The organism is Burkholderia sp. 9779_493, from assembly GCF_015712215.1.
In the GTDB taxonomy this organism is placed as follows: Bacteria; Pseudomonadota; Gammaproteobacteria; order Burkholderiales; family Burkholderiaceae; genus Burkholderia; species Burkholderia cenocepacia.
The window spans coordinates 127,640-149,423 of sequence record NZ_JACCQA010000018.1 but is presented as its reverse complement, the minus strand read 5'-3'; the positions used below and the strand labels follow the sequence as shown (position 1 = coordinate 149,423).

17 protein-coding genes and 1 tRNA gene are annotated in these 21,784 nt (G+C 64.9%); 15 read left to right on the top strand and 3 right to left on the bottom strand.

What is annotated here, in order from left to right; genetic code table 11:
- The 3 genes from H0X95_RS20235 to H0X95_RS20225 all read left to right on the top strand — a co-directional run.
- The coding region (locus H0X95_RS20235) for an AMP-binding enzyme (RefSeq protein ID WP_408625669.1) at positions 1-347 on the top strand (347 nt) is incomplete at its 5' end.
- Positions 348-430: 83 nt separating this feature from the next.
- Positions 431-775 (top strand): DUF4212 domain-containing protein, encoded by a 345-nt coding sequence (locus tag H0X95_RS20230; protein WP_006482758.1) that lies wholly within the window; start codon positions 431-433, stop codon positions 773-775.
- Positions 776-778: 3 nt separating this feature from the next.
- Positions 779-2,794 carry a sodium:solute symporter family protein gene (locus H0X95_RS20225; RefSeq protein ID WP_006482756.1) on the top strand — a complete coding sequence of 672 codons (2,016 nt, stop codon included), beginning with the start codon at positions 779-781 and terminating at the stop codon, positions 2,792-2,794.
- Positions 2,795-2,870: 76 nt separating this feature from the next.
- Here H0X95_RS20225 and H0X95_RS20220 read toward each other — a convergent pair.
- Both H0X95_RS20220 and H0X95_RS20215 read right to left on the bottom strand, forming a co-directional pair.
- A tRNA-Ser gene (locus H0X95_RS20220) sits at positions 2,871-2,961 on the bottom strand.
- Positions 2,962-3,018: 57 nt separating this feature from the next.
- Complete coding sequence (locus H0X95_RS20215; RefSeq protein ID WP_059721186.1) at positions 3,019-5,199, bottom strand: TonB-dependent receptor; 2,181 nt, start codon at positions 5,197-5,199, stop codon at positions 3,019-3,021.
- Between the two features lie 347 nt (positions 5,200-5,546).
- Between H0X95_RS20215 and H0X95_RS20210 the strand changes: the two genes are divergently transcribed.
- From H0X95_RS20210 to H0X95_RS20155, 12 genes are all read left to right on the top strand, one after another.
- Positions 5,547-6,176: a LysE family translocator gene (locus H0X95_RS20210; protein ID WP_006482752.1), complete on the top strand. Its 630-nt coding sequence runs from the start codon at positions 5,547-5,549 to the stop codon at positions 6,174-6,176.
- 419 nt (positions 6,177-6,595) lie between these two features.
- Positions 6,596-9,373, top strand: a complete 2,778-nt coding sequence (locus H0X95_RS20205) for a type VI secretion system Vgr family protein (RefSeq protein ID WP_058901636.1) — start codon at positions 6,596-6,598, stop codon at positions 9,371-9,373.
- A 23-nt stretch (positions 9,374-9,396) separates the two neighbouring features.
- Positions 9,397-11,658: a T6SS effector phospholipase Tle3 domain-containing protein gene (locus H0X95_RS20200; RefSeq protein WP_059721187.1), complete on the top strand. Its 2,262-nt coding sequence runs from the start codon at positions 9,397-9,399 to the stop codon at positions 11,656-11,658.
- Positions 11,655-13,130 (top strand): virulence factor, encoded by a 1,476-nt coding sequence (locus H0X95_RS20195; RefSeq protein WP_195904293.1) that lies wholly within the window; start codon positions 11,655-11,657, stop codon positions 13,128-13,130. Before H0X95_RS20200 ends, H0X95_RS20195 begins: the two co-directional genes overlap by 4 nt.
- 9 nt (positions 13,131-13,139) lie before the next feature.
- Positions 13,140-13,403 carry a PAAR domain-containing protein gene (locus H0X95_RS20190; protein ID WP_059721189.1) on the top strand — a complete coding sequence of 88 codons (264 nt, stop codon included), beginning with the start codon at positions 13,140-13,142 and terminating at the stop codon, positions 13,401-13,403.
- 22 nt (positions 13,404-13,425) lie between these two features.
- Positions 13,426-14,787, top strand: coding sequence for a virulence factor (locus H0X95_RS20185; protein ID WP_326833179.1), 1,362 nt, complete (start codon positions 13,426-13,428; stop codon positions 14,785-14,787).
- 345 nt (positions 14,788-15,132) lie between these two features.
- On the top strand, positions 15,133-16,230 hold the full coding sequence (locus H0X95_RS20180) for a toxic anion resistance protein (RefSeq protein ID WP_059721190.1): 1,098 nt from the start codon (positions 15,133-15,135) through the stop codon (positions 16,228-16,230).
- Positions 16,231-16,250: 20 nt separating this feature from the next.
- Positions 16,251-16,991 (top strand): VWA domain-containing protein, encoded by a 741-nt coding sequence (locus tag H0X95_RS20175; protein ID WP_006482762.1) that lies wholly within the window; start codon positions 16,251-16,253, stop codon positions 16,989-16,991.
- Between the two features lie 43 nt (positions 16,992-17,034).
- The gene (locus tag H0X95_RS20170; RefSeq protein WP_006482747.1) at positions 17,035-18,051 is read left to right on the top strand and encodes a DUF475 domain-containing protein; all 1,017 of its coding nucleotides are present in this window, start codon (positions 17,035-17,037) and stop codon (positions 18,049-18,051) included.
- Positions 18,052-18,150: 99 nt separating this feature from the next.
- Positions 18,151-18,807: a TerD family protein gene (locus H0X95_RS20165; RefSeq protein WP_006482759.1), complete on the top strand. Its 657-nt coding sequence runs from the start codon at positions 18,151-18,153 to the stop codon at positions 18,805-18,807.
- A gap of 51 nt (positions 18,808-18,858) precedes the next feature.
- Positions 18,859-19,731 (top strand): hypothetical protein, encoded by an 873-nt coding sequence (locus tag H0X95_RS20160; protein WP_058901633.1) that lies wholly within the window; start codon positions 18,859-18,861, stop codon positions 19,729-19,731.
- A gap of 123 nt (positions 19,732-19,854) precedes the next feature.
- Entirely contained in the window at positions 19,855-20,475 is a 621-nt protein-coding gene (locus tag H0X95_RS20155) for an HAD family hydrolase (RefSeq protein ID WP_059721191.1), read from the top strand.
- 29 nt (positions 20,476-20,504) lie between these two features.
- On the opposite strand, the gene H0X95_RS20150 is transcribed toward H0X95_RS20155, so the two are convergent.
- Positions 20,505-21,614 (bottom strand): fatty acid desaturase, encoded by a 1,110-nt coding sequence (locus tag H0X95_RS20150; RefSeq protein WP_059721192.1) that lies wholly within the window; start codon positions 21,612-21,614, stop codon positions 20,505-20,507.
- Positions 21,615-21,784 lie beyond the last annotated feature (170 nt).

Here is a 21,784-nt window from a genome sequence, read left to right as displayed (position 1 = left end):
AGTCGGCGCTGGTGTCGCATGAACTCGTGGCCGAGGCGGCGGTGGTCGGCCGTCCGGACGACACGACGGGCGAGGCGGTCGTGGCGTTCGTGGTGCTGAAGCGTTCGCGCCCGGAAGGCGACGAAGCCGCGGCGCTCGCGAAGACGCTGCGCGACTGGGTCGGCAAGCAGATCGGGCCGATCGCGAAGCCGAAGGACATCCGTTTCGGCGACAACCTGCCGAAGACCCGCTCGGGCAAGATCATGCGGCGCCTGCTGCGCTCGCTCGCGAAGGGCGAGGCGATCACGCAGGACACGTCCACGCTCGAGAACCCGGCCATCCTCGAGCAGCTCACCGAAGTGCGCTGAGCACCTGCCGGTCGCGCGTCACGCGCGAGCCCCTGCGCGGCAATCCCGATTGCCCGCGCAGGGGCTTTTTGCTACATAACGGCATGACCGTTCCGACCCGTTCGGCGCCCGCCGCGCCACCTCCCGTTCCCGAGCCGCTCGCGCGTGCGCATGCGCGCTACTGGCGCTTCAACGTCGCGCTGATCGCGGTGCTGATGGTGATCGGCTTCGCGGTGTCGTTCATCGTGCCGTTCTTCGGACCCGCGCTCGCCGGGATTCGCTTCGCCGGCTTCAGCCTGCCGTTCTATGTCGGCGCGCAGGGCGCGATTCTCGTCTACCTCGTGCTGATCGTCGTCTACATCGGGCTGATGCAGCGCGCGGACCGCACGCTGCGCCGCGCATACGACGAGCATGCGGCACGCGCCGGCCATCCGAACGGCGGGCGCTGATTCATGCTGACGCGTCGACTGATACGCGCATACGCGCTTTATACGCTCGGGTTTCTCGGCTTCGTGCTGCTGATGTGGCGGATCGAGCGCGCGACCGGCTCGGGCGTCTGGATCGGCTACGTGTTCCTGTTCGTGCCGATCGCCGTGTACGCGGTGATCGGGTTGTTGTCGCGCACGTCCGATCTCGTCGAGTATTACGTGGCCGGGCGGCGCGTGCCGTCCGCGTTCAACGGGATGGCGACGGCGGCCGACTGGCTGTCGGCCGCGTCCTTCATCGGCCTGGCCGGCTCGCTCTACGCCACCGGTTACGACGCGCTCGCGTACGTGATGGGCTGGACGGGCGGATTCTGCCTCGTCGCGTTCCTGCTCGCGCCGTATGTGCGCAAGCTCGCGCGCTACACGATTCCGGATTTTCTCGGCACGCGTTTTTCGAGCACGGCCGTGCGCGCGCTCGCGGCCGGCGCGGCGATCCTGTGTTCGTTCGTGTACCTCGTCGCGCAGATCCAGGGGATCGGCCTGATCGCGACGCGTTTCATCGGCGTCGATTTCGCGATCGGGATCTTCTGCGGGCTCGCGGGCATTCTCGTGTGCTCGTTTCTCGGCGGAATGCGCGCGGTCACGTGGACCCAGGTCGCGCAGTACATCATCCTGATCAGCGCGATCCTGATTCCGGTCTCGCTGATCGCGATGAAGAACGGGCTCGGCCCCGTGCCGCAGTTCAATTACGGCACGCTGATGGAGCGCGTCGCGGCGCGCGAGGCGCAGGTGCGCGACGCGCGCGACGAGCAGCAGGTGCGTGATGCATACCGCCGGCAGGCCGCGGATATCCAGACGCGGCTCGACCGGTTGCCGGCGTCGTACGCGGATGCGCGCCGGCATCTCGTCGACCAGCTCGCGGACCTGCGGCGCCACAACGGGCCGCTGCGCGAGATCAGCCTGCGCGAGCGCGAGCTGGCCGATTTCCCGCGCGATCCGGCGGCGGCGCGCGTGGCGTGGACGCAGGTGCGTGACGACCTGCTCGCGCGGGCCGAGCCGCCCGTGCCGATGCACGAGCCGTTTCCGGCCGCGAGCGAGGATGAACGCAAGCCGCGCGAGCGGAACTTCCTCGCGCTGCTGCTGTGCCTGTCGCTCGGCACCGCGAGCCTGCCGCACATCCTGACGCGCTACAACACGACCACGTCGGTCGCGTCGGCACGGCGCTCGGTCGGCTGGACGCTGTTCTTCATCGCGCTGTTCTACCTGAGCGTGCCGGTGCTCGCGGTGCTGATCAAGTACGAGATCCTCGCGAATCTCGTCGGGCGGCCGTTCGCCGAATTGCCGGCGTGGGTTACGCAGTGGCATCACTTCGAACCCGACCTGATCAGTGTCGTCGAGGTGATCCGGGACGGCATCGTGCACTGGTCGGAAATCCAGATGCAGCCGGACATGGTGGTCCTGGCCGCGCCGGAGATCGCGGGGCTGCCGTACGTGGTGTCGGGGCTGATCGCGGCCGGTGCGCTGGCGGCGGCGCTGTCGACCGCGGACGGGCTGCTGCTGACGATCGCGAACGCGCTGTCGCACGACGTCTATTACTGCATGGTCGCGCCCGATGCGTCGAGCCAGCGGCGCGTGACGATTTCGAAGGTGCTGCTGCTGGGGGTGGCGCTGTTCGCGTCGTATGTCGCGTCGCTCAATACCGGGAAGATCCTGTTTCTCGTCGGCGCCGCGTTTTCGCTGGCGGCGTCGAGCTTCTTTCCGGTGCTGGTGCTGGGGGTGTTCTGGAAGCGCACCACGACGCGCGGCGCGATTGCCGGGATGGTGACCGGGTTGGCGGTGTGCGTGTACTACATCGTGTCGACTTATCCGTTCTTCACGCAACTGACCGGGTTCGCCGGGCGCCCGTGGTTCGGGATCGAGCCGATCAGCTCAGGCGTGTTCGGCGTGCCGGCGGGGTTTGCGGTGGCGATCGCGGTGAGTCTGTGCGACAAGCGGCCGGATGAATACACGCGGGCGCTGGTGGATTACATTCGGCACCCGTGATCAGCGGGGCGGGGGGGAGCGCGTATCGACGTGCGTCCGGAAACGAAAATGCCCGCGGGCGCGGGCATTTGAATCCTGGCGGAGAGAGGGGGATTCGAACCCCCGATAGGCGATTAACCTATACACGCTTTCCAGGCGTGCGACTTAAACCACTCATCCATCTCTCCGGAAGACCGAGAGTATAGCAAACTCTGGCGGCAGCCCGCCACTCCCTTCGGCGCCCGTCAGAAATCCGTCGTCATCGACAGCCACACCGAGCGCGGGTCGCCCTGCGTCAGGTATCCGCCGATCGTCGACGACCAGTACGACTTGTTCGCGACGTTGCGCACGGTCGCGCGGAACGTCGTCTTCTTGCCGAACACGTCCGTCGCGTAGCGCGCACCGAGGTCGAAGCGGTCCCACGCCTGGATCGACATCGTATTCGCGACGTCCAGGTACTGCGGCCCGGTGTGGATCCAGCGCGCGGTCAGCGTGAGCCCGCGCAGCATCGGCACGTCGTATTCGGCGCCCGCGTTGAGCAGGAACGACGGCACGCCGATCGGCCGGTGGCCGTCGTTCGTGCCGCCGGCCGTGTTCTGCAGCGTCGCGTCGAGGTACGTGGCGCCGGCGATCAGCCGCACGCCTTTCCACGGCTCGCCGTACACGGCCGTCTCGATGCCGCGGTGTCGCTGCGTGCCGTCGGCGCCGAACAGGTTCGTCGCCGGATCGGTGTACGCCATCGGCTTCTCGATCTGGAACAGCGCGAGCGACGCGCCGTACTGGTCGGTGTCGTAGCGGACGCCGGCTTCATATTGCTTCGACCGGTACGGCGACAGCGCCTGGCCCGCGTTGCGCGCGGTGTTGGGCGCGATCTCGCCCTGCGCGAGCGCTTCGCTGCGGTTCGCGAAGATCGACACGTTGCGCCACGGCTTCACGACGAGACCGAATACCGGCGTCGTGATCGCGTTGCTGTAGGTGCTGGTGACCGCGCCCGTGTAGTCGAAGTTGTCGACCGAGATCGACTGGCGCCGCGCGCCGAGCGTGAACAGCACGCGGTCGTCGAGGAAGCCGAGCGTATCGGACACCGCGATGCTGCGCAGCCAGGTCTTCGTGACCGTGCCCGGATCGTTCATGTCGCCGCCCGCGTAGGCGGTGGGCGGCGACGCGACCGGCGCCGGATCGTAGAGCGTCGTCGGGAACGCGTTCGACATCGTGTAAGCGGACTGGCTGTCGATGCGGATGAACGACGCGCCGGCGGTCACGAAGTGCGACACGGGGCCGGTCGTGAAGCGGCCGCGCACGCCGGCCTCGGCCGACTGCGCATCTTCCTTGTGCGGCACGCTCAGGCGCGAGCCGGTCGTGCCGGACGACGAGTAGGTCGGCGTGTAGTAGTCGCCGTGCTCGTTCGTATGGCGTGCGCCGGCCGATACGTAGGCCGTCCACGCGGGCAGGAAGTCGTACTCGGCGCGCACGATGCCGACCGTGTCCTCGAGTTCGCTGAAGCTCCACGGCTGCGCATAGTTGTGCGTCGCGGACGGCACGGCGGGCAACGGGCTGCCGCTGACCAGCACGATCGGGCGGCCGTTGTCGATCCGCTGCCGCTGATACAGGAAGTCGCCGGACAGACGTAATGTGTCGCCGCGCCAGTCCAGCGACACGGCGGTCACGTTGCTGCGGCGGCGCTCGTCGTCGACGGCGGTGTCGCCGCCGCTGATCGACTGGTTCACGCGCACGCCGAACTGGCCTTCGCTGCCGAAGCGGCGGCCGAGGTCGACATGCGTGCCGAGCGAGCCGGATGTCGCGCCGTCGACGGTGACGCGCGTGAGCGGCTTGTCGCCCGCGCGCTTCAGTTGCAGGTTCACGCCCCCGCCGACCGCCGAGCCGTTTGGCGATGCACCGTTCAGGAATGCATTCGCGCCCTTGAACACGTCGACACGCTCGACCGCATCGGTCTGGACGAGCTGCCGCGGCGTGACGCCGTACAGGCCGTTCAGCGACACGTCGTCGCCGGCGAGCGCGAAACCGCGGATGACGAACACCTGCGAGAAGTTGCCGTAGCCCGATGCGCTGCGCACGGCCGGATCGTTGTCGAGCACGTCGGCGAGCGTGCGCGCCTGCTGGTCCTCGATCAGTTTCGACGTATAGGTGGTCATGCTGAACGGCACGTCGCTCGCCTTTTGCCGGCCGAGCACGCCGAAATCCGCGCCGCGCGCGACCTGGCCGCCGGCGTAGGTCGGCGCGAGGTCGCCGGGCAGCGGCTCGGCCGCGCCGGTCACGTTGATCGACGGCAGCACGGTGGCGTCGGGCGCGGCGTTGGCGGCGGAAGTGGCCTGCTGGGCCCCGGCGGCGGCCGGGAAGGTGCAGGCGAGCGCAATGCCGAAGGCAATCGGCGTGAGACGCAGGACGGGTAACGAAAGTGTCGACATGGGACGCAAATCGGGTGTGGTCGGTGATCCATCCCAGGGCGGCAAGTCGGAATCCGGGCGGCGTGACGCGTCCGTGCTGTCGCGGACGTATTTTTATCGAGCGGCGGAGTCTAACGTAAACGAGAATCATTGTCGTTTACGGAGGGGGCAGCCCACTATTTGAGATAACTGGGTGCGGTTCACCGGCGACGGTGCACAACCGCCGAGCGGGCGTCGGGGCGAGCATGCGATCATGCGAAGACCGCATTCGTCGTAACAAACCGTGCGCACTGGTTGCGGCCGGGTGGCCCGATCACGACGACGATGCCGTCCGTCCGCACCGCACTCTTCAAAAGGAACGCCACGCCATGTCGCTCTCCGCCTTGCTCGCCTTTGCGCTGATCCTGTCCGTCGGTGTCGCGACGCCGGGCCCGACGGTGTTGCTCGCGATGAGCAACGGTTCGCGCTACGGATTGCGTCACGCGATGGTCGGCATGCTCGGCGCCGTCACCGCCGACGTCGTGCTCGTCGCGCTGGTCGGGTTCGGCCTCGGCGTGCTGCTCGACGCGTCGGAAACGGCGTTCGTGACGCTGAAGCTGCTCGGCGCGGCGTGGCTCGCGTATGTCGGCATCCGGATGCTGATGTCGAGCGGCGGGGCCGCGGCTGCGCAGCCTTGCGTGCCTGCGACGCCCGATCGCCGGAGCGCCTTTCTGAAGAGCTTCTTCGTCGCGATGAGCAACCCGAAGTACTACCTGTTCATGTCGGCGCTGCTGCCGCAGTTCGTCGACCGGTCGCATGCGATCGCGCCGCAGTACGCGATTCTCGCGGCGACGATCGTCGCGATCGACGTGATCGGGATGACCGGTTACGCGCTGCTGGGCGTGCATTCGGTCCGCGTATGGAAGGCCGCGGGGGAGAAGTGGCTGAACCGGGTCAGCGGATCGTTGCTGCTGATGCTCGCGGGGTACGTTGCGCTGTATCGCAAGGCCGTGCATTGACGCGGTGGCGCAGCGGGGAAGCATCGTAGCCTCGTGCCATCCGGACGAGATGACGTCGGCCGAGGATCTGCATTTCGGCCGCGACGTTCGCCGGTATCGACGGACGATGGGATTCACGATTCGTGACTTGGCGGTGCAGTTCGTCCGGCCCGTATCGGGAGTGCGGCACGGACGGGACCGACACCGCGACGACGCTCGAGGGGCGCGGGACGGGATCGGCCGACTTCGAAAGAAAGTGAACGGTTGAGCCCGTTGCGCGCCGTGCAAAAAAGGATTCTAAATCCTGTCAAAAAGCCGTCACCAACCTGACAAATTTGCTATGCTCGCCGAAAACCAGACGGGCGGCACTCCCAGGACGGACCAGCGGGCGTGATTGCTCGCCGAACAACGAAGTCAAACAAAATCCTGAGAGTCACGCTGTGAATACAGCCGAATTACTACGCACGTTTGCGTCGGGGGTGGTCGATCAGAACAATCGACCGGTTCGCATGAACTGGGGGCCTGCCCAGAAAACGCTCGAGCAAGTGCTTGCGCTCCAGTATGCCGATATCCGGGAAGGGCTGATGACGGGTATCGAGGGGCATCTGACCTGCGTGTCGGCACGGGCCGATCTGCCGATCCGCAGCTTCATCGGACTGCCGGTTTCCGTCGAGATGACGACCGATCGCGGGCGTCTTCATCCCATCAACGGCATCGTCACCGACGTCCGCACCGGGCAGTCGGACGGTTCGCTGACCTGCTACCAGCTGACGATTCGCGACGTGCTGTCCGTGATGGAGCGGCGGACCAATTCGCGGTTGTTTCGGTCCAAGAGCCTGCCCGACATCCTGGGTGTGCTGCTTCAGGAATGGCGCCAGCGCAGCTCGGCGCTCGCGGGCGCATTCGAGTTCGACCTGTCCGGTCTGCAAGCCGCGCGTTACCCCGCGCGTGAACTCACGCGGCAGGTCAACGAGTCGGACGCGCACTTCATCCGGCGGCTGTTGCGACGGGACGGGGCGACCGTATTCGTCAAGGCGGGGAAGGCAGGCGAGCGGGCGAGCGGCCAAGCGCACGACACGCCGGTGCATACGCTCGTCTTTGCCGATGACTCGATGAAGTTGCCGGAGACGGTCGCCGGCACGATCCGATACCATCGCGACGCCGCCACCGAGGCGCGCGACTCGATCACGCTGTGGGCGACGAGCCGCCGATTGATCCCGGGCAAGGTCGTCCGGCCGACGTGGGACTACAAGAGCGGCCGGATGTCGCAAACCGAGCAGGCGACGATCGTCGATCAGGGCGACGGCGGCAACGACCTCGGGCATTTGCTGGCCGACGTCGTCATCGATATCCCGCATGCCGGGGATTCGTCGTCCGATCTCGACCGGATCGGCAAGGACCGGATGCTGGCGCATGAACTGCGTGCCGAATCCGTCGACGGCGTGAGCAATGTGCGTGATCTTGCCGTCGGTCACTGGTTTGCGCTCGCCGAGCATCCGCAACTCGATACGTTGCCGGCCGAACAGCGGCAGTTCGTCGTCACGTCGCTTCATCATTGCGTGCGCAATAACCTGCCGAAGGAACTGAACGAGCGCGCGCAATCGCTGTTCGCGGCAAGCCGCGTGCTGTTCAACGCGGTGCCGGCCGACCTGAGCGGCAAGCCGGGCGACGAAAGCGACAGGCGCTACGAGAATACGTTCTCGTGCGTGCGGCGCGGCGTGCCGCTGACGCCGGCCTACGATCCCCACGTCGACTTGCCGCCGGTTCATCCGATGACGGCGGTCGTCGTCGGGCCGGAGGGCGAGGAGGTGTTCTGCGATGAAATGGGCCGCATCCGGGTGCGGATCCAGGGGCTCAGCGCGGACGATCATGCGCACGCGCAGGGCGCCGGCACGAGCGGCACGCCGTCCGACAGCGCGCCGGTGCGCGTCGCCTGCGCGCTCGCCGGGCCCAGCTTCGGCGCGAATACGTTGCCGCGCGTCGGCATGGAAGTGCTGATCGGCCATATCGGCGGCGATCCGGACCGGCTGGTCGTGATGGGTGTGCTGGCCAACGGGCCGAACATGCCGGCGACCTTCAGCCATACCGGCGCACTGCCGGGCAACCGCTATCTTTCCGGCACGAAGACGAAGGAAATCAAGGGGCAGCGCTACAACCAGATCCGCTTCGACGATACGCCCGGGCAGATCAGCAGCCAGCTGGCGAGCGAGCATGCGTACAGTCAGCTGAACCTCGGCTATCTGACGCAGCCGCGCGACAACGGGCAGGGTACGGCGCGCGGCGAAGGCGCGGAGTTGCGCAGCGATGCGCACGTGGCGATTCGCAGCGGCAAGGCGATGCTGATTTCGGCCTGGGAGCGGCTGCGCGCGAGCGACGGCCACCTCGCGCGCGACGAGTATCTGCAACTGATGCAGGAATGCGTCGAACTGTTCAAGAGTCTCGGCGACTATGCGGGCCAGCATCAAGGCGTCGCGCCGGATACGCAGCCGCACGATGCGCTCATGACCACGGTGAAAGGCTGGCCGAATGGCAAGGCGTCCGACGGCGGTGAGTCGTCAGGCGCGTCGATGGCCGCGATCGGCATCACCGCGCCGGCCGGCATCAGCATGGCGACGCCGAAGACCGTGACGACCCATGCGGGCGGCAACGTCGATGTCGTCGCGCAGAACCACCTGCAGTACACGAGCGGGCAGCGGATCAACCTGCAGGCCGGGCGTGGCGTGGCGATGTTCGCGCACAGCGAGGGCGTGTCGGCGATCGCCAACCAGGGGAAAGTGGCGCTGCAGAGCCAGAACGACGACACGCAGATCGATTCGGCGAAGAACATCCAGATGACGGCGGGCGGCGGCAAGCTCGCGGGCATGGCCAGCGAGCAGGTCGTGTTCGTGACGTCGGGCGGCGCGTACCTGAAGCTGCAGGGCGGCGATATCGAGCTCGGGTGTCCGGGGAGTTTCACCGTCAAGTCGGCGTCGCATACGTGGGCCGGGCCGGCGAGCATGAGCGCCGACTTTCCGAAGTTCGACCAGGGCTCGCTGGGGCGGGTGCCGAAGCTGGTCCGGGCCACCGACGGACAGCCGGTCGAGGGCATGGAAGCCGAGGTGCGAAAGGCGTCGGGCGAATTGATCAAGGGGAAGACCGACGCGCAAGGCAAGCTGGCGCCGGTCAGCAGCGACCAGTTCGAACAATTGGCGGTTCGCTTCTTCAAGTCGAGAACCTGAGCCGAGTCTTCAAGAAAAACAACATGTTCAACTACAACTTTGCGCAGAACCCGGGCGGGCAACCGTCGACGGACGACCCGTCGCAGACTCCGGTGGGTGGTGGACTGGGGACGACGCTATTCAACCGCAACGACCTCGAGTGCGTGATGCAGATGCCGCTGCCGGGCGTCGTCATTTTCGTGCACGGGGTGAATTCGGAAGGGGAATGGTTCCAGGAGGCCGAGAAGGGGCTGTGTGCCGGGTTGAACCGGCGCATGGGGCGTTATGACGATCAGCTGTTCCATTGGGGGCCGGTGGCCGGGCAGATGACGCCGGTCAGCTATATCGAAAGCCTGACGCCGGACGGCTTCCTGAATCCGGAAATGTCGTCGAAGACGTACATCAAGCCCGATCCGTCCTTTTCGCCCGTCATCCACTTTCGGTGGGGCTATGCCGCGAATGCGCAGGAGCTGAAGGAGTATGGCGACAAGATCATGCTCAACGAGAAGAATTACTGGGGCGGTGGTCCGTTCGCGGGCGGGTGTTCGAGCCTGCCGGATCTGTGGAACGACGGATTGAACGATCGGCTCTTTCTGTGGCTGACCGTTCAGCACATGAACAGCATCGGCAATCGAAAAATCTACTCCACGCCGCCGCGCACTTACGGCGTGCTTGGCGCGCTGCGGCTGGCACGCCTGGTCGAGTCGATCCGTAAACGACAGGCCGACGCGCCGATCACGATCGTGTGCCACAGCCAGGGAAACATGATCGGCCTTGCCGCCGCATTCCTCGGCGACCGGTTGCCCGAGGTGACGGATCAGTGGGGCGAGAAAGGGCGCTGCGTCGCCGACACTTATGTGCTCGCCAATCCTCCGTACAGTCTCGTCGAGGCCAACATGACCGACTCATGGGCCCAGCGCGGGGTGCGCGACAAGAACGGGCACGTGGGGCGCGAGACCTATGTCGCGCGCAAGGAGACGTTGAGGGCGTACTTCGATATCCTGCGTGCCCGGGCCGAGCTCGAGATGCCTGCGGAGGATCTCGATCGCGCGATGGAAAGCGCGAGACCGTCGAAGGATGGAGGCAAACCGTATAGCGCAGCCAAGGACCGGGAGGCGCATGGGCTGTACCAGAAAAACACCTACGGAAGAGTGACGCTGTACTGCTGCCCGCACGATCAGGTCATTTCCGCCCTGACCGTTCAGGGGATCGGCTGGCGCGGGATGAGTATCGATGAAATCAGTGCGACGAACGCGTGGGGCGTTTTTTCGCAACGCGTGTTCGCATCGAATTTCGAGGTGGGCGGAGAGAGCAAGCTCTATCGGTACTGGCAGGATGACTGGCGCAAGGACAAGAACCAGAAGGAAGGTTTCTGGTATCCGCCATCACCACCGGCGCGGTATGGTCTTGGACGAGGGATGCATTCCAATGAAGGGTGGATCGCGAAGATTTTCACGCTTGCAACGAGTCCGGTCTTCTACCTGTTCAATTTGACGGACATGGCAGTCAATGCCGAGCCACCGAAAAATTGGGAAATCCCGATTACGGCGCCGATGCTCGACAAGGAAACGCGCTTCCTCCCGCAGGCGTTGCGCTACGGTAAGCCGTCGGGCGCTTGCGATGCGCAAGGGAAACCGATTGAGGAAGGGCGCTTCAACGAGGGTTACGATCCGCCGTCGGCTGGGCGTGACGCCAACAAGGAGAACAAGCGTGATGACGATCCATACGACAACTTCGACGCGAAGTCGGAAAAATTCAAGACCGAGGGTGATGCGCTGAAGGCGCAGGGGGACGCGGCGTCCGAGGCTGCGCAGCGGTATGAGGATCATTCCATTCTTCGGATGGAAGCGAGAAGGTTGAACAATCGCGACTGGGTTGATGAAAATGGAGTAGTTGTTGGGGAGGACCGCCCTGCAGATGCAAGCGAAGATTACAAGAAATGGAGAAGCAAAGAGATATTCGACATACTGAATGGCGGGGATAAGAATAATCCTACCAATCATTCGACCATCATGACGAATGGTGAGCATGCGGAAAAGGCTTTGGCTTACGATATTGCTATTGGGCTTTGCTATCTGACGGAGGGCGACTTTGCAGATCTCAGGAAGCAGGCGGATTGGCGATTTTTGAGTGGATTGGTGAGGGATGGTAAAAATGAATTATTTGCGGAATATATAAAAAAGGGAAAATATAAGGACATGTTCTTGCATAAATGGGTTAAAAATGATCCGGTTGCAAGCATGCCAGAAAAAATCTACGACGAGCGTGATGGAGGATTTTTCCTGCGGCTGGGGAGTGTGCTATGAAGGTGATTGTTGCCACCTGGCAGCGGCGATTTGGATTGGCGATTTTCGTCATGCTGTTGGCTGCGATCGTTTTGTATGCAACGATGCTGCCGAGTAGTGCATCTGCCGAAAATTCAAGTGCAGGAGATCTGATGAAGAGAATGGTGCTGGTTCCTGGATTGGTGGCGGTTTTGGTATTTGTGTTTTCGACCATGTTGGCGACGTCGAGTGCCGTGGCTGCGACACCACGCGCTGCGGGCAACGCTGAGCCAAAAAGTGATTCGATGAAGCCTTTTGTGGCGCAAGTCGTTGGCCTTGAATGGCTCAATCCGCTGCAACGCCGGGATTATCCGACGGAATGGCAGTTATTATGGACGTTGGGCCTGGCTTCTGCGAACAAGAATGATGACATGGTGCGCGCCAACCCTAAAAAGTACTCTGCCGTTCAAGCGATCTCAATCATTGCGGATGGCAGCTCTGGACGTGAATCATTTGGTGGATTTTACGAGAAATATATCGACGAGTTGCTCGTATTGTTCCGTACTAGATATTTTACCGATTCCAACTATTTCTATACCGTGAAACCTGGTGACAGAAGTAGATGGCGTGAGCTGGCTGGCGTGCATGTTGAACTGGCAATTTCTGGTCGTCTTGATCCCATCAAGGCAAAGGCATATTTGCGTGATCAAATAATCAGCACGTTCGAGATCGGAAATTCATCGGCAAAAGATCTGTGGAGCCACGACACACCGCCGGATGTGCACGTGACATCGGGGCAGGGGAATGCCGGCTTCACGTCGTTGAATGCGGCGCTGGACTATCTGGCCGCCCACCCCGACAAAAGCGCGTGGGTGATGAACTGGGATGCACCGAGCTTCCCGCCGAACGACGAACAGATCAACGAGAACATGGTGGTGCTGTTCCTTGCCGGCCCGGATCTGAAGACCGGGCGCGAGCCGCTGGCGTGGATCGGTAAAGCCGCTCGAAGCAACGTCAAGGATTTCGACGCAAAGCAAGGCGCGAGTCGCGCGGTGCAGGCATGGAAGTCGACGATCGATACGGCGGCGACTAATGCAGGCGTGCCGGTATCGTCATTGAATTACATCGTGCATGACGCGGGCAAGGGCAGCGATGCTGCATCGACAAGAATTGCATCGCTGTCGCAGACGCTGACGGAAGTACTGCCGGAATACGATTTCCGTACGCAGACCTTCAATACGTCGGCACTGCTCGGTGACATGGGCGCCGGCGCGGCGCTGACCGATGTGGCGCTGGCGATCGGCCGAGCGAATCACCTCGGTGGAAATGTGCTCGTAGCCGGAACGACGGACCCCGAGCACCCGACGGCAGTCGTCGTCGTCGCGCCGTCGAAGCTGACGCCAATCGACGCCGGCAAGGACTGGTTCCGCGCACGCGGCGAGAACAACGCGTACTTGCCGTGGTGGGGGCGCCGTCACGACGCGCGCCCTGCGTCGCAAGGCTATTCGGAGTAAGGAGCACGCATGCGCGGAATCATTCGAGTCGGCGACGCAACGAGCCACGGCGGTCAGGTCGTGATCGGCAGCGCGGTCAGCGAAGTGATGGGGCGGCCGGTCGCCCGGCTCGGCGATACGTGCGTCTGTCCGATCGCGGGCCATCAGGCCTGCTTTATCGCCGAAGGCGATCCGCAGGTCATCGTCGACGGGAAACCGGCTGCATTCGATGGACACAAGACGTCGTGTGGTGCGACGCTGATTTCGAGTCTGGCGTCGTCCGGGCGGGAATGAATTGCCGGACCGGCGCGCGGGGGTGGCCGGTTCGATCGGGGTATTCATGCACTGCTTCACTCTTGCCAGACGTATCGGGTGCGTCTCGATCGTGATGGCGACATTCTTGTCGAGCCCACCATTGCGGGCTGAGACGCGCGCCGCATCGACGCAATCCGTCGAAGGTGCGTCTGCCGCGCCGTTTGTTGCCCAAGTTGTCGGACTTGAATGGCTCAATCCGCTGCAGCGTCGTGACTATCCGACGGAGTGGCAATTGCTGTGGACGCTCGGGTTGGTGAAGCCGAACGCCAACGACGACATGGTGCGCACAAACCCCAAAAAATACTCGACCTTGCAGGCGGTTTCCATCGTCGCGGACGGGCGGCGGGGGCGTGAGTCGTTCGCGGGTTTTTACAAGAAATATGTGCGCGAACTTCTCGTGTTGTTTCGGACGCGCTACGTGATGAACCCCGATTATTTTTACACCATCGGCTCGAAGTACAAGCGGGAGTGGCGTGAACTGGCGGGGGTGCATGTCGAACTCGCACTTCCTGCCGGCCGTCTCGACCCGGAAGGCGCCGGAGCGTTCTTGCGCGACGAGATGGTAAATATGTATGAAATCGGCAACCCCTCCGCAAAAAATCTATGGATCCGCGACACACCGCCCGACGTGCACGTGACGTCGGGCCACGGCAATGCCGGCTTCACGTCACTGAACGCCGCGCTGGACTACCTGGCCGCGCATCCCGACAAAAGCGTGTGGGTGATGAACTGGGACGCGCCAAGCTTTCCGCCGCAGGATGAACAGATCAACGAGAACATGGTGGTGTTGTTCCTCGCCGGCCCGGATCTGAAGACCGAGCGCGAACCGCTGGCCTGGATCGGCAAGGCGGCGCAAGGCAGCGTTCAGGATTTCGACGCGAAGCAAGGCGAGGGCCGCGCGGTGCCGGCATGGAAGTCGACGATCGACGCAGCCGCAGCCAATGCGGGCGTCGCGGTCTCGTCGCTGAACTACGTTATCCACGATGCGGGCAAGGGCAGCGCGGCCGCGTCGTCAAGGGCCGCGTCCCTGTCGCAAGGGCTCGCCGAAGCCGTGCCGGAAAGCGATCTTCGCGGCGAAACCTTCAACACGTCGGCACTGCTCGGTGACATGGGGGCCGGCGCGGCGCTGACCGATGTGGCGCTCGCGATCGGCCGCGCAAATCATCTCGGCGGCAACGTGCTTGTGGCGGGCACGACGGACACCGAACATCCGACGGCCGCGGTGGTGGTCGCGCCGTCGAAGCTGACGCCGATCGATCCCGGCAAGGACTGGTTCCGCGCACGCGGGGAGAACAACGCGTACTTGCCGTGGTGGGGCCGCCGCCACGACGCGCGCCCGGCGTCGCAAGGCTACTCGTACTAGGGCGCGACGCCCCCGTTAAGCAATCTGTAACAATCAGCGGAATAGCGACAGGCCAATTCTTTCAAAATACTTTCCATTTCTCTCCGTCGGCGTGTGCGGAGAATTCCGGATTCATGCTCCATCAACGCATATGTCCTTACATTGCCGGAAGCGGTATCGAGATGGCCGTCGTATATATTACAAAGCGTATGTAAATTGAAAGACTTGCCTGGCTTGACGCGCCGCACCGTCGCCATTTATTGTCCGTCTGCCGCCCGTGAGAGAGCACGGCGGCAATCGCGGAAGCGCGCGTTGCGCGCACGACAACACACGTAGCAAAAAGCAGAAAAGGAACGTGGTAGCCACATGAAGCCGCTATTCGACGACAACAAATCCGATGCGGTCAGCGATCGTCCTTCCATGCCGTCCTTGTCGCCCGTCGCCGTGCCAGCCGCCGTCGCCAACGTCGTCGTGCCGGCAGCGCAGCCGACGGAACACGCGCGCCTGATCACCGTCGACGAGATCGACCAGCTCGGCGCGACGCAGGGCACGCGGATCGCCGCCTTCTCCCAGCAGATTCTCGCAAGCGTCCGGGCGTCGGACGCCGACCAGTTCGGCGACAAGCTCAACGAGCTGATCGCGACCGCGAAGGGGCTCGACCCGCGCGGCGCCGACAAGGGCGGGCTGCTCACGCAGGTCACGCGGCTGTTCCGCTCGACCAAGGAGAAGCTGCTGTCGCAATACGAGTCGGTGAGCAAGCGGATGGATACGCTCGTCGTCGAGCTCGAAAACCATGCGCAGCGCCAGAAGGCCGGCATCGACGAGCTCGAGCGGATGTACAACGACAACTACGCGCTGCACCAGGAGCTCGCGCAGTCGAAGGCGCACGGCGAAACGGCGCTCGCGGCGCTGCGCGCGCATCTCGCGGCCGGCCAGCAGCCGGCGGACGATGCGTTCGCCGCGCAGCGCCTGCTCGACGTGAAGCGCAAGGTCGACGCGCTCGAAAGCAAGCTCGACGACCTCGACCGCGCGATGCTGATGTCGAAGCAGCTCGCGCCGCAGATCCGGATGGAGCAGGACCAGAAACGCACGCTGACGTCGAAGTTCATGACGATCAAGACCGTGCTGATTCCCGCGTGGACCAATGCGTTCGCGCTCTACCTCGAGCAGCTCAGCACCAAGCGCGCGGCGGCGCTCGCGAACGCGACGTACGACGCCGCCGACGAGGCGATCCGCGCGCAGGCCGACCTGAATCGCCAGAACGCGCAGGAAGTCGCGAAGCTCGGCCAGCGCCCGGTGATCTCGACCGACACGTTCGAATACGCGCAGCAGCAGCTGTTCGGCGCGTTCGACGACATCACGCAGATCATTGCCGACGGCCGCCGCCAGCGCGAGCAGGACGCGCCGCGCCTGCGCCAGCTCGAACAGGACTTGATCACCCGATTCGCTCCGAAGCACAACTAAGAGAACTGAGAGAACACCGCATGATTACGCTTGAGAAACGCGCGGCGAAGGTCGCGATCGTCCTCGAAAAACGTCAGATCCTGAAGCCGCCGGTCGTGCGCGTCGGCGCGGCGCTCGACATCTCGGGCTCCGCGAAGCCGCTATACCAGTCGGGCGTGATCCAGGAGACGCACGACCGGATTCTCGGCATTGCACTGAAGTTCGACGACAACGGCGAAGTCGACACGTGGACCTTCACCGAAGGCTACGACCGGCTGCCGACCGCGACGCCGGACAACTACGGCTCGTACATTTCCGATCATGTGCTCAACGCGCGGATCGACAAGTGGGGCGGCACGCAGTACGCGCCGGTGATGAACGACATCGTCGATTTCTTCTTCCGCGCGCCGGAGCCGAAGCGCGAAGAAAAGCGCGGCTTCCTGAGCCGGCTGTTCGGCGGTGCGGACGACCCGTCCGCGCCGGCCGCCTCCGCGCCCGTGAACGGCCATCTGCCCGCATGGGTGCTGTTCGTCACCGACGGCCAGAACCCGAAGAACGACCGCAAGCGCGTGCGCCAGTTGCTGACCGAATCGCAACATTTCCCGCTGTACTGGTCGCTCGTCGGCGTCGGCGATCCGAGCGAATTCGACTTCCTCGCGGAAGTCGCCGACGAAATGCCGAACGTCGGCTTCCTGCATCTCGAATCGCTCGACCTCAGCGACGAACAGATCTACGAACAGCTGATCACGCAGGAATTCTGCGACTGGGTGCGCGCGAAGTAAGCGCGGCCCGCCTGCCCATTTTTCTGAACTCGATTACCCCATCATGTTGAAAGACTTCAAGATCCCGTTGTCGCTCACGGCGCTCGCGCTGATCGCGGCCTATCTCCTCGGCGGCGTGAAGGACATGCTGATCGTCGCGGTCCTGTGCGTGCTCGAAATTTCGCTGTCGCTCGACAACGCGGTCGTCAACGCGTCGGTGCTGAAGAACTGGTCGGAGAAGTGGCGCAACCGCTTCATGGTGTTCGGCCTGCCGGTCGCGGTGTTCGGCATGCGGCTCGTGTTTCCGCTGCTGATCGTCGCGGTGATCGGCCATATCGGTCTGTGGGACGCGCTGACGCTCGCGATCGAATCGCCGGACAAGTACGCGGCGGTGCTGACGTCCGCGCATCACGAGGTATCGGCGTTCGGCGGCGCGTTCCTGCTGATGGTGTTCTTCAAGTTCATGCTCGACACCGAGAAGGACGAGCACTGGATCGGCTTCCTCGAAGGCCCGATGCGCCATCTCGGCCGCATCACCGCACTGGAAGTGGCGCTGACGCTCGCGATCGTGATCGTCGCGTCGTTCTACGTGCCGGCGACCGAGCAGGTCAGCTTTCTGCTCGCGGGCGCGTTCGGCGTGATCGGCTTCGTGATCGCGCACGGCGTGGGCGACCTGGTCGGCGGCGAGGACACGGGCACGCGCGTGGTGCGCGAAGGCGTCGCGGGGTTCATGTATCTGGAAGTGCTCGATTCGTCGTTCAGCTTCGACGGCGTGATCGGCGCGTTCGCGCTGTCGAACAACATTTTCCTGATCGCGCTCGGTCTCGGCGTCGGCGCGGCCTACATCCGGGAGATGACGCTCGTGCTGCTGAAGAAGGGCACGCTCGCGCAGTACCGCTTTCTCGAGCACGGCGCGTTCTGGGCGATCGGCGCGCTCGCGACGATCATGTTCCTGGGCGTGAAGTTCGAGGTGCCGGAGGTCGTCACGGGCCTGATCGGCGCGGCGATGATCGCCGCGGCCGTGTGGTCGTCGATCGTCGTGCAGCGCAAGGAAGACCGCGCGGCGGTGGCGGGCAAGTAAGCGCGCGTCACGCGGCGCGAACACCATCAACGAAGGGGCCGCCGTGTGCGGCCCGGCATCGCCGCCGGCGCTACGGCGGTTCCAGCAGAAGAGGTTCAGATGATCAATTTGTCGAAAGGCGGTCGCGTCAACCTGTCGAAGGAAGCGCCCGGCACGCAGAAATTCCGCATCGGTCTCGGTTGGGACGCGAACGCGACGGACACCGGCACGGATTTCGATCTCGACGTGTCGGTGTTCCTGTGCAAGTACGACGCGCAGAGCAATCCGAAGCTGATCTCGGATCAGCATTTCGTGTTCTACAACAGCGAAGTGCGCACGATGGAGCGCAAGGAAACCTTCATCCAGCCCGGCGACGACTTCCCGAAGCGCGGGATGCCTTCGTCGAAGTGCCTGGGCGTCGTGCATAGCGGCGACAACCGCACGGGCAGCGGCGACGGCGACGATGAAGTGATCTTCATCGACATGACGAAGCTTGCGGCCGACGTCGAGGAAATCTCGGTGGTCGTGACGATCGACCAGGCCGAAGCGCGCCGGCAGAATTTCGGGCAGGTTCGCAACAGCTACATCCAGATCGCCGACGAGGTGTCGGGCGCGGTGATCGCGAAGTACGCGCTCGAGGAAGACTTCTCGATGGAGACGTCGGTGCAGGTCGGCAGCTTCTATCGCCGCGACGGCCACTTCATGTTCAAGGCGGTCGGCGCGGGCTACAACCGTGGCCTCGGCGATTTCGTCCGCGCGTACGGCGGCGCGGTCTGACTGGCGGCAGCCCGGCGCGCGGAGCACCGCGGCGCCGGGCAGGAAGCAGCGATGACGAATCCGTCCGACGAGCCGAAGCGGCTCGAGTTCGATACGACGCCCGAGCGCACGCCCGGGCGTCTTGCGTTCGACGCGCCGGCCGCGCCCGCTGCGCCGGTCGCGCGTGCGCCGGCGCGGCCCGCCCCGCAGGCGCTCGAGTTCGGGCCGGCGCCCGCGTCCGATCACGCGGTGCGTGCGGCGCCCGCCGACGCAATCGGCCGTGCGCTGTTCGGCGCATCGAACCATCCGCAGCTCGAAGCGTGCTTCCGCGCCGCACAGGCCAGCTTTCCGAATCTCTATCCCGACTACGCGCCGCGCATCGAGCGGCATATCCGGCAACTGGTGCCGCTGAAGCTCGCGACGGTCGCGACGATCGGCGACGGCGCGCTGGAGACGGCCGGCAACCTCGTCGAAGCGGTCGCGGCGACGACGCGCGAATTCAACGAACTCGGCGCGGCCGACATGATGGCCGGGATGCTCGCGCAAGCGACGCGCAAGGCCGGCATGTTCGAACGCTGGTTCGGGGCGGCGTCCGGCCATGTCGACTATCGCGCGGCGCTCGGTGCGCTCAAGCAGTCGCTCGGCTTTTTCCCGCGCCGTACCGAGGAACTCGCCGCCAAGATCCGCCATGCGGAGGAAAACCTCGTGGTCGTGCTCGCCGCGCTGAGCGCGGTGTCGGACGTCGTGCGCGCGCCGGACGATGCGGGCGTCGAGCGCACGCTGTTCGACCGCCGCAACATCGTCGGACAGGCCGTCCAGCAGATCCGGATGCAGCCGGCGCAACTGCGCGGGCTCGACGAGCGCGTGACCGACCTGCTGTCGCGTGCCGATCACCTGATGAACGTCGTGCTGCCGGCGGCGCTGGCCGCGCGGCCGTCGCGCTGAGCGAACGATGCGACCGCACGCGCTGCGGCGCGCGCGGCCGCGTGTCGGGCGCGACGGTTTCGCGCGGGCGGTCGCGAGTCTGCTATCTTCCCGGGCATCTCATCGCTTTCCCGCCGATTCTCCATGACCGACCGCATCGTCGCCGCCTTCGATTTCGACGGCACCATCACGACCACCGACAGCTTTCGCCATTTCGTCCGCCAGGCGGTCGGCACGCCGCGTTTCGCGTGGGCCGGGCTGCGCGCGCTGCCGTGGATCGTCGCGATGAAGGCCGGGCTGCTGTCGCGCGGCGACGCGAAGGCGAAGTTCGCGTCGTTCGCGTTCGGGCCGATCCGCGAGGACGTGCTCGATGCGCAGGCGCGCCGGTTCGTCGATAGCTATCTGCCGAACCTCGTGCGTCCGGAAATGCTCGAGCGTGTCCGCGAGCATCGGGCGCGCGGGCATGAAGTCGTGCTGGTCAGCGCGTCGCCGTCGCTGTATCTGGAGAAGTGGGCGAAGGCGGCCGGCTTCGACGCCGTGCTCGCGACGCGGCTCGCGTTCGAGCGCGGCATCTTCGCCGGCCGGCTCGACGGCGAGAACTGCTGGGGGCCGCAGAAGGTCGTGCGGCTGCGCGGATGGTGGGGCAACCGGCCGCCGAAGCAGTTGTTCGCGTACGGCGACAGCCGCGGCGACAAGGAAATGGCCGAACTCGCGAGCTGGTCGTGGATCCGCGGGCAGGGGCCGATGCCGCCGATCGGCGAGTGACGAGGCGCTGATGCCGCGCGTCGCCGGCGTTACGCGTCGGCCTGCGCGTGGTGCGCGCCGCGAGACGGGCGATAGCCGCCCCAGCGATTCGCACGGGCGAACGTGCCGACGTCGTTGAAGCGCACGCCGACTTCGCGCAGCGCCGCGTGCGCGGTGCGGGCGGTCAGTTGCCGGATGTAGAACGGATCGCGCACCACGAAGTGATGGATCGCGTGCGTGCTGCCGAAATTGAAGCAGAACAGCTGGAACGGCAGCATCCACCACGGGTTCAGCACCTGCGTCTGCTGGATCACGTTGCGCGAGTCGATGTCGCCGAAATAGTGCATGTTCGAGCTGACGAAGTTGATGCAGAAGCTGCGCACGAAGTTCGGCCCGAGCCACACCACCGCCAGGAAATCGACGACGCTCATCGCGCGTTCGACGACGGCCGGCACCGTCGCCGCGTAACCGAACGCATGCAGCGCGAACAGGCCGACGTGATAGACGATGAACGCGTGCCACAGCGTGTAGTACAGGTGACCGACCGGCATGTACGACGACACCTGCTCGATGCGCAACTGCAGGCGCTCGGACGGATCCTGCACCGGCTGCGCGGCCACGTACTGCTTCACCTTGCGGCGCATCGCGGCCGGCCGCAGCACGACGGCGAGCATGCCGTCCGCGATCATCAGCAGGCGCTTCACGCCCCAGCGCTCGCCGTTGGTGATGCCGAATTCCTCGAGATCCGATTCGCCGCCCGACACCTTGTGGTGATGCAGGTGCATGCGCCGGCGCGTCCACGGGTTGATCGTGCCGGGCCGCGTGAGCCAGCACAGCGCCATCATCAGGTGATAGGCCCACGGCGTCTTCTTGAAGTACATCAGGTGGATCAGGTCGTGCTCGAGCTCGTGGATCAGCGACGTGACGAACGCGGCGAGCGGCAGCGCGACGTACCACGCGATCGCGCCGCGCGCATACAGCCACGCGATCGCGAGCGTCGCGCTCACCGACACGGCCATCACGGTCGCGCCGACGAGGTTCTGGTTGTCGAGCAGCGGAAAGCGTGCGCGGATCGCGTCGCTCGCGGCGTTCACTTCGCGGCGGACGTACGCGACCTTGTCGGCGTCGTGGCGAAAGGCGGTTCGTGCGGGTTGGCTCATCGACCGGAATCCATGCGGAAAGAGTGGGGCGCAATGCCGATGTGACAAGCATAGGCGCGTGCCGGCGCGCATGCGAGGGCCGTCGGTGCCAATGGCGGTGTCATTTCGGGCCACGTTGGCCGGCGCTCCGGTGGCCGATGCCGTCGCGTGGCTAGAGTGCCGCCGCGGTG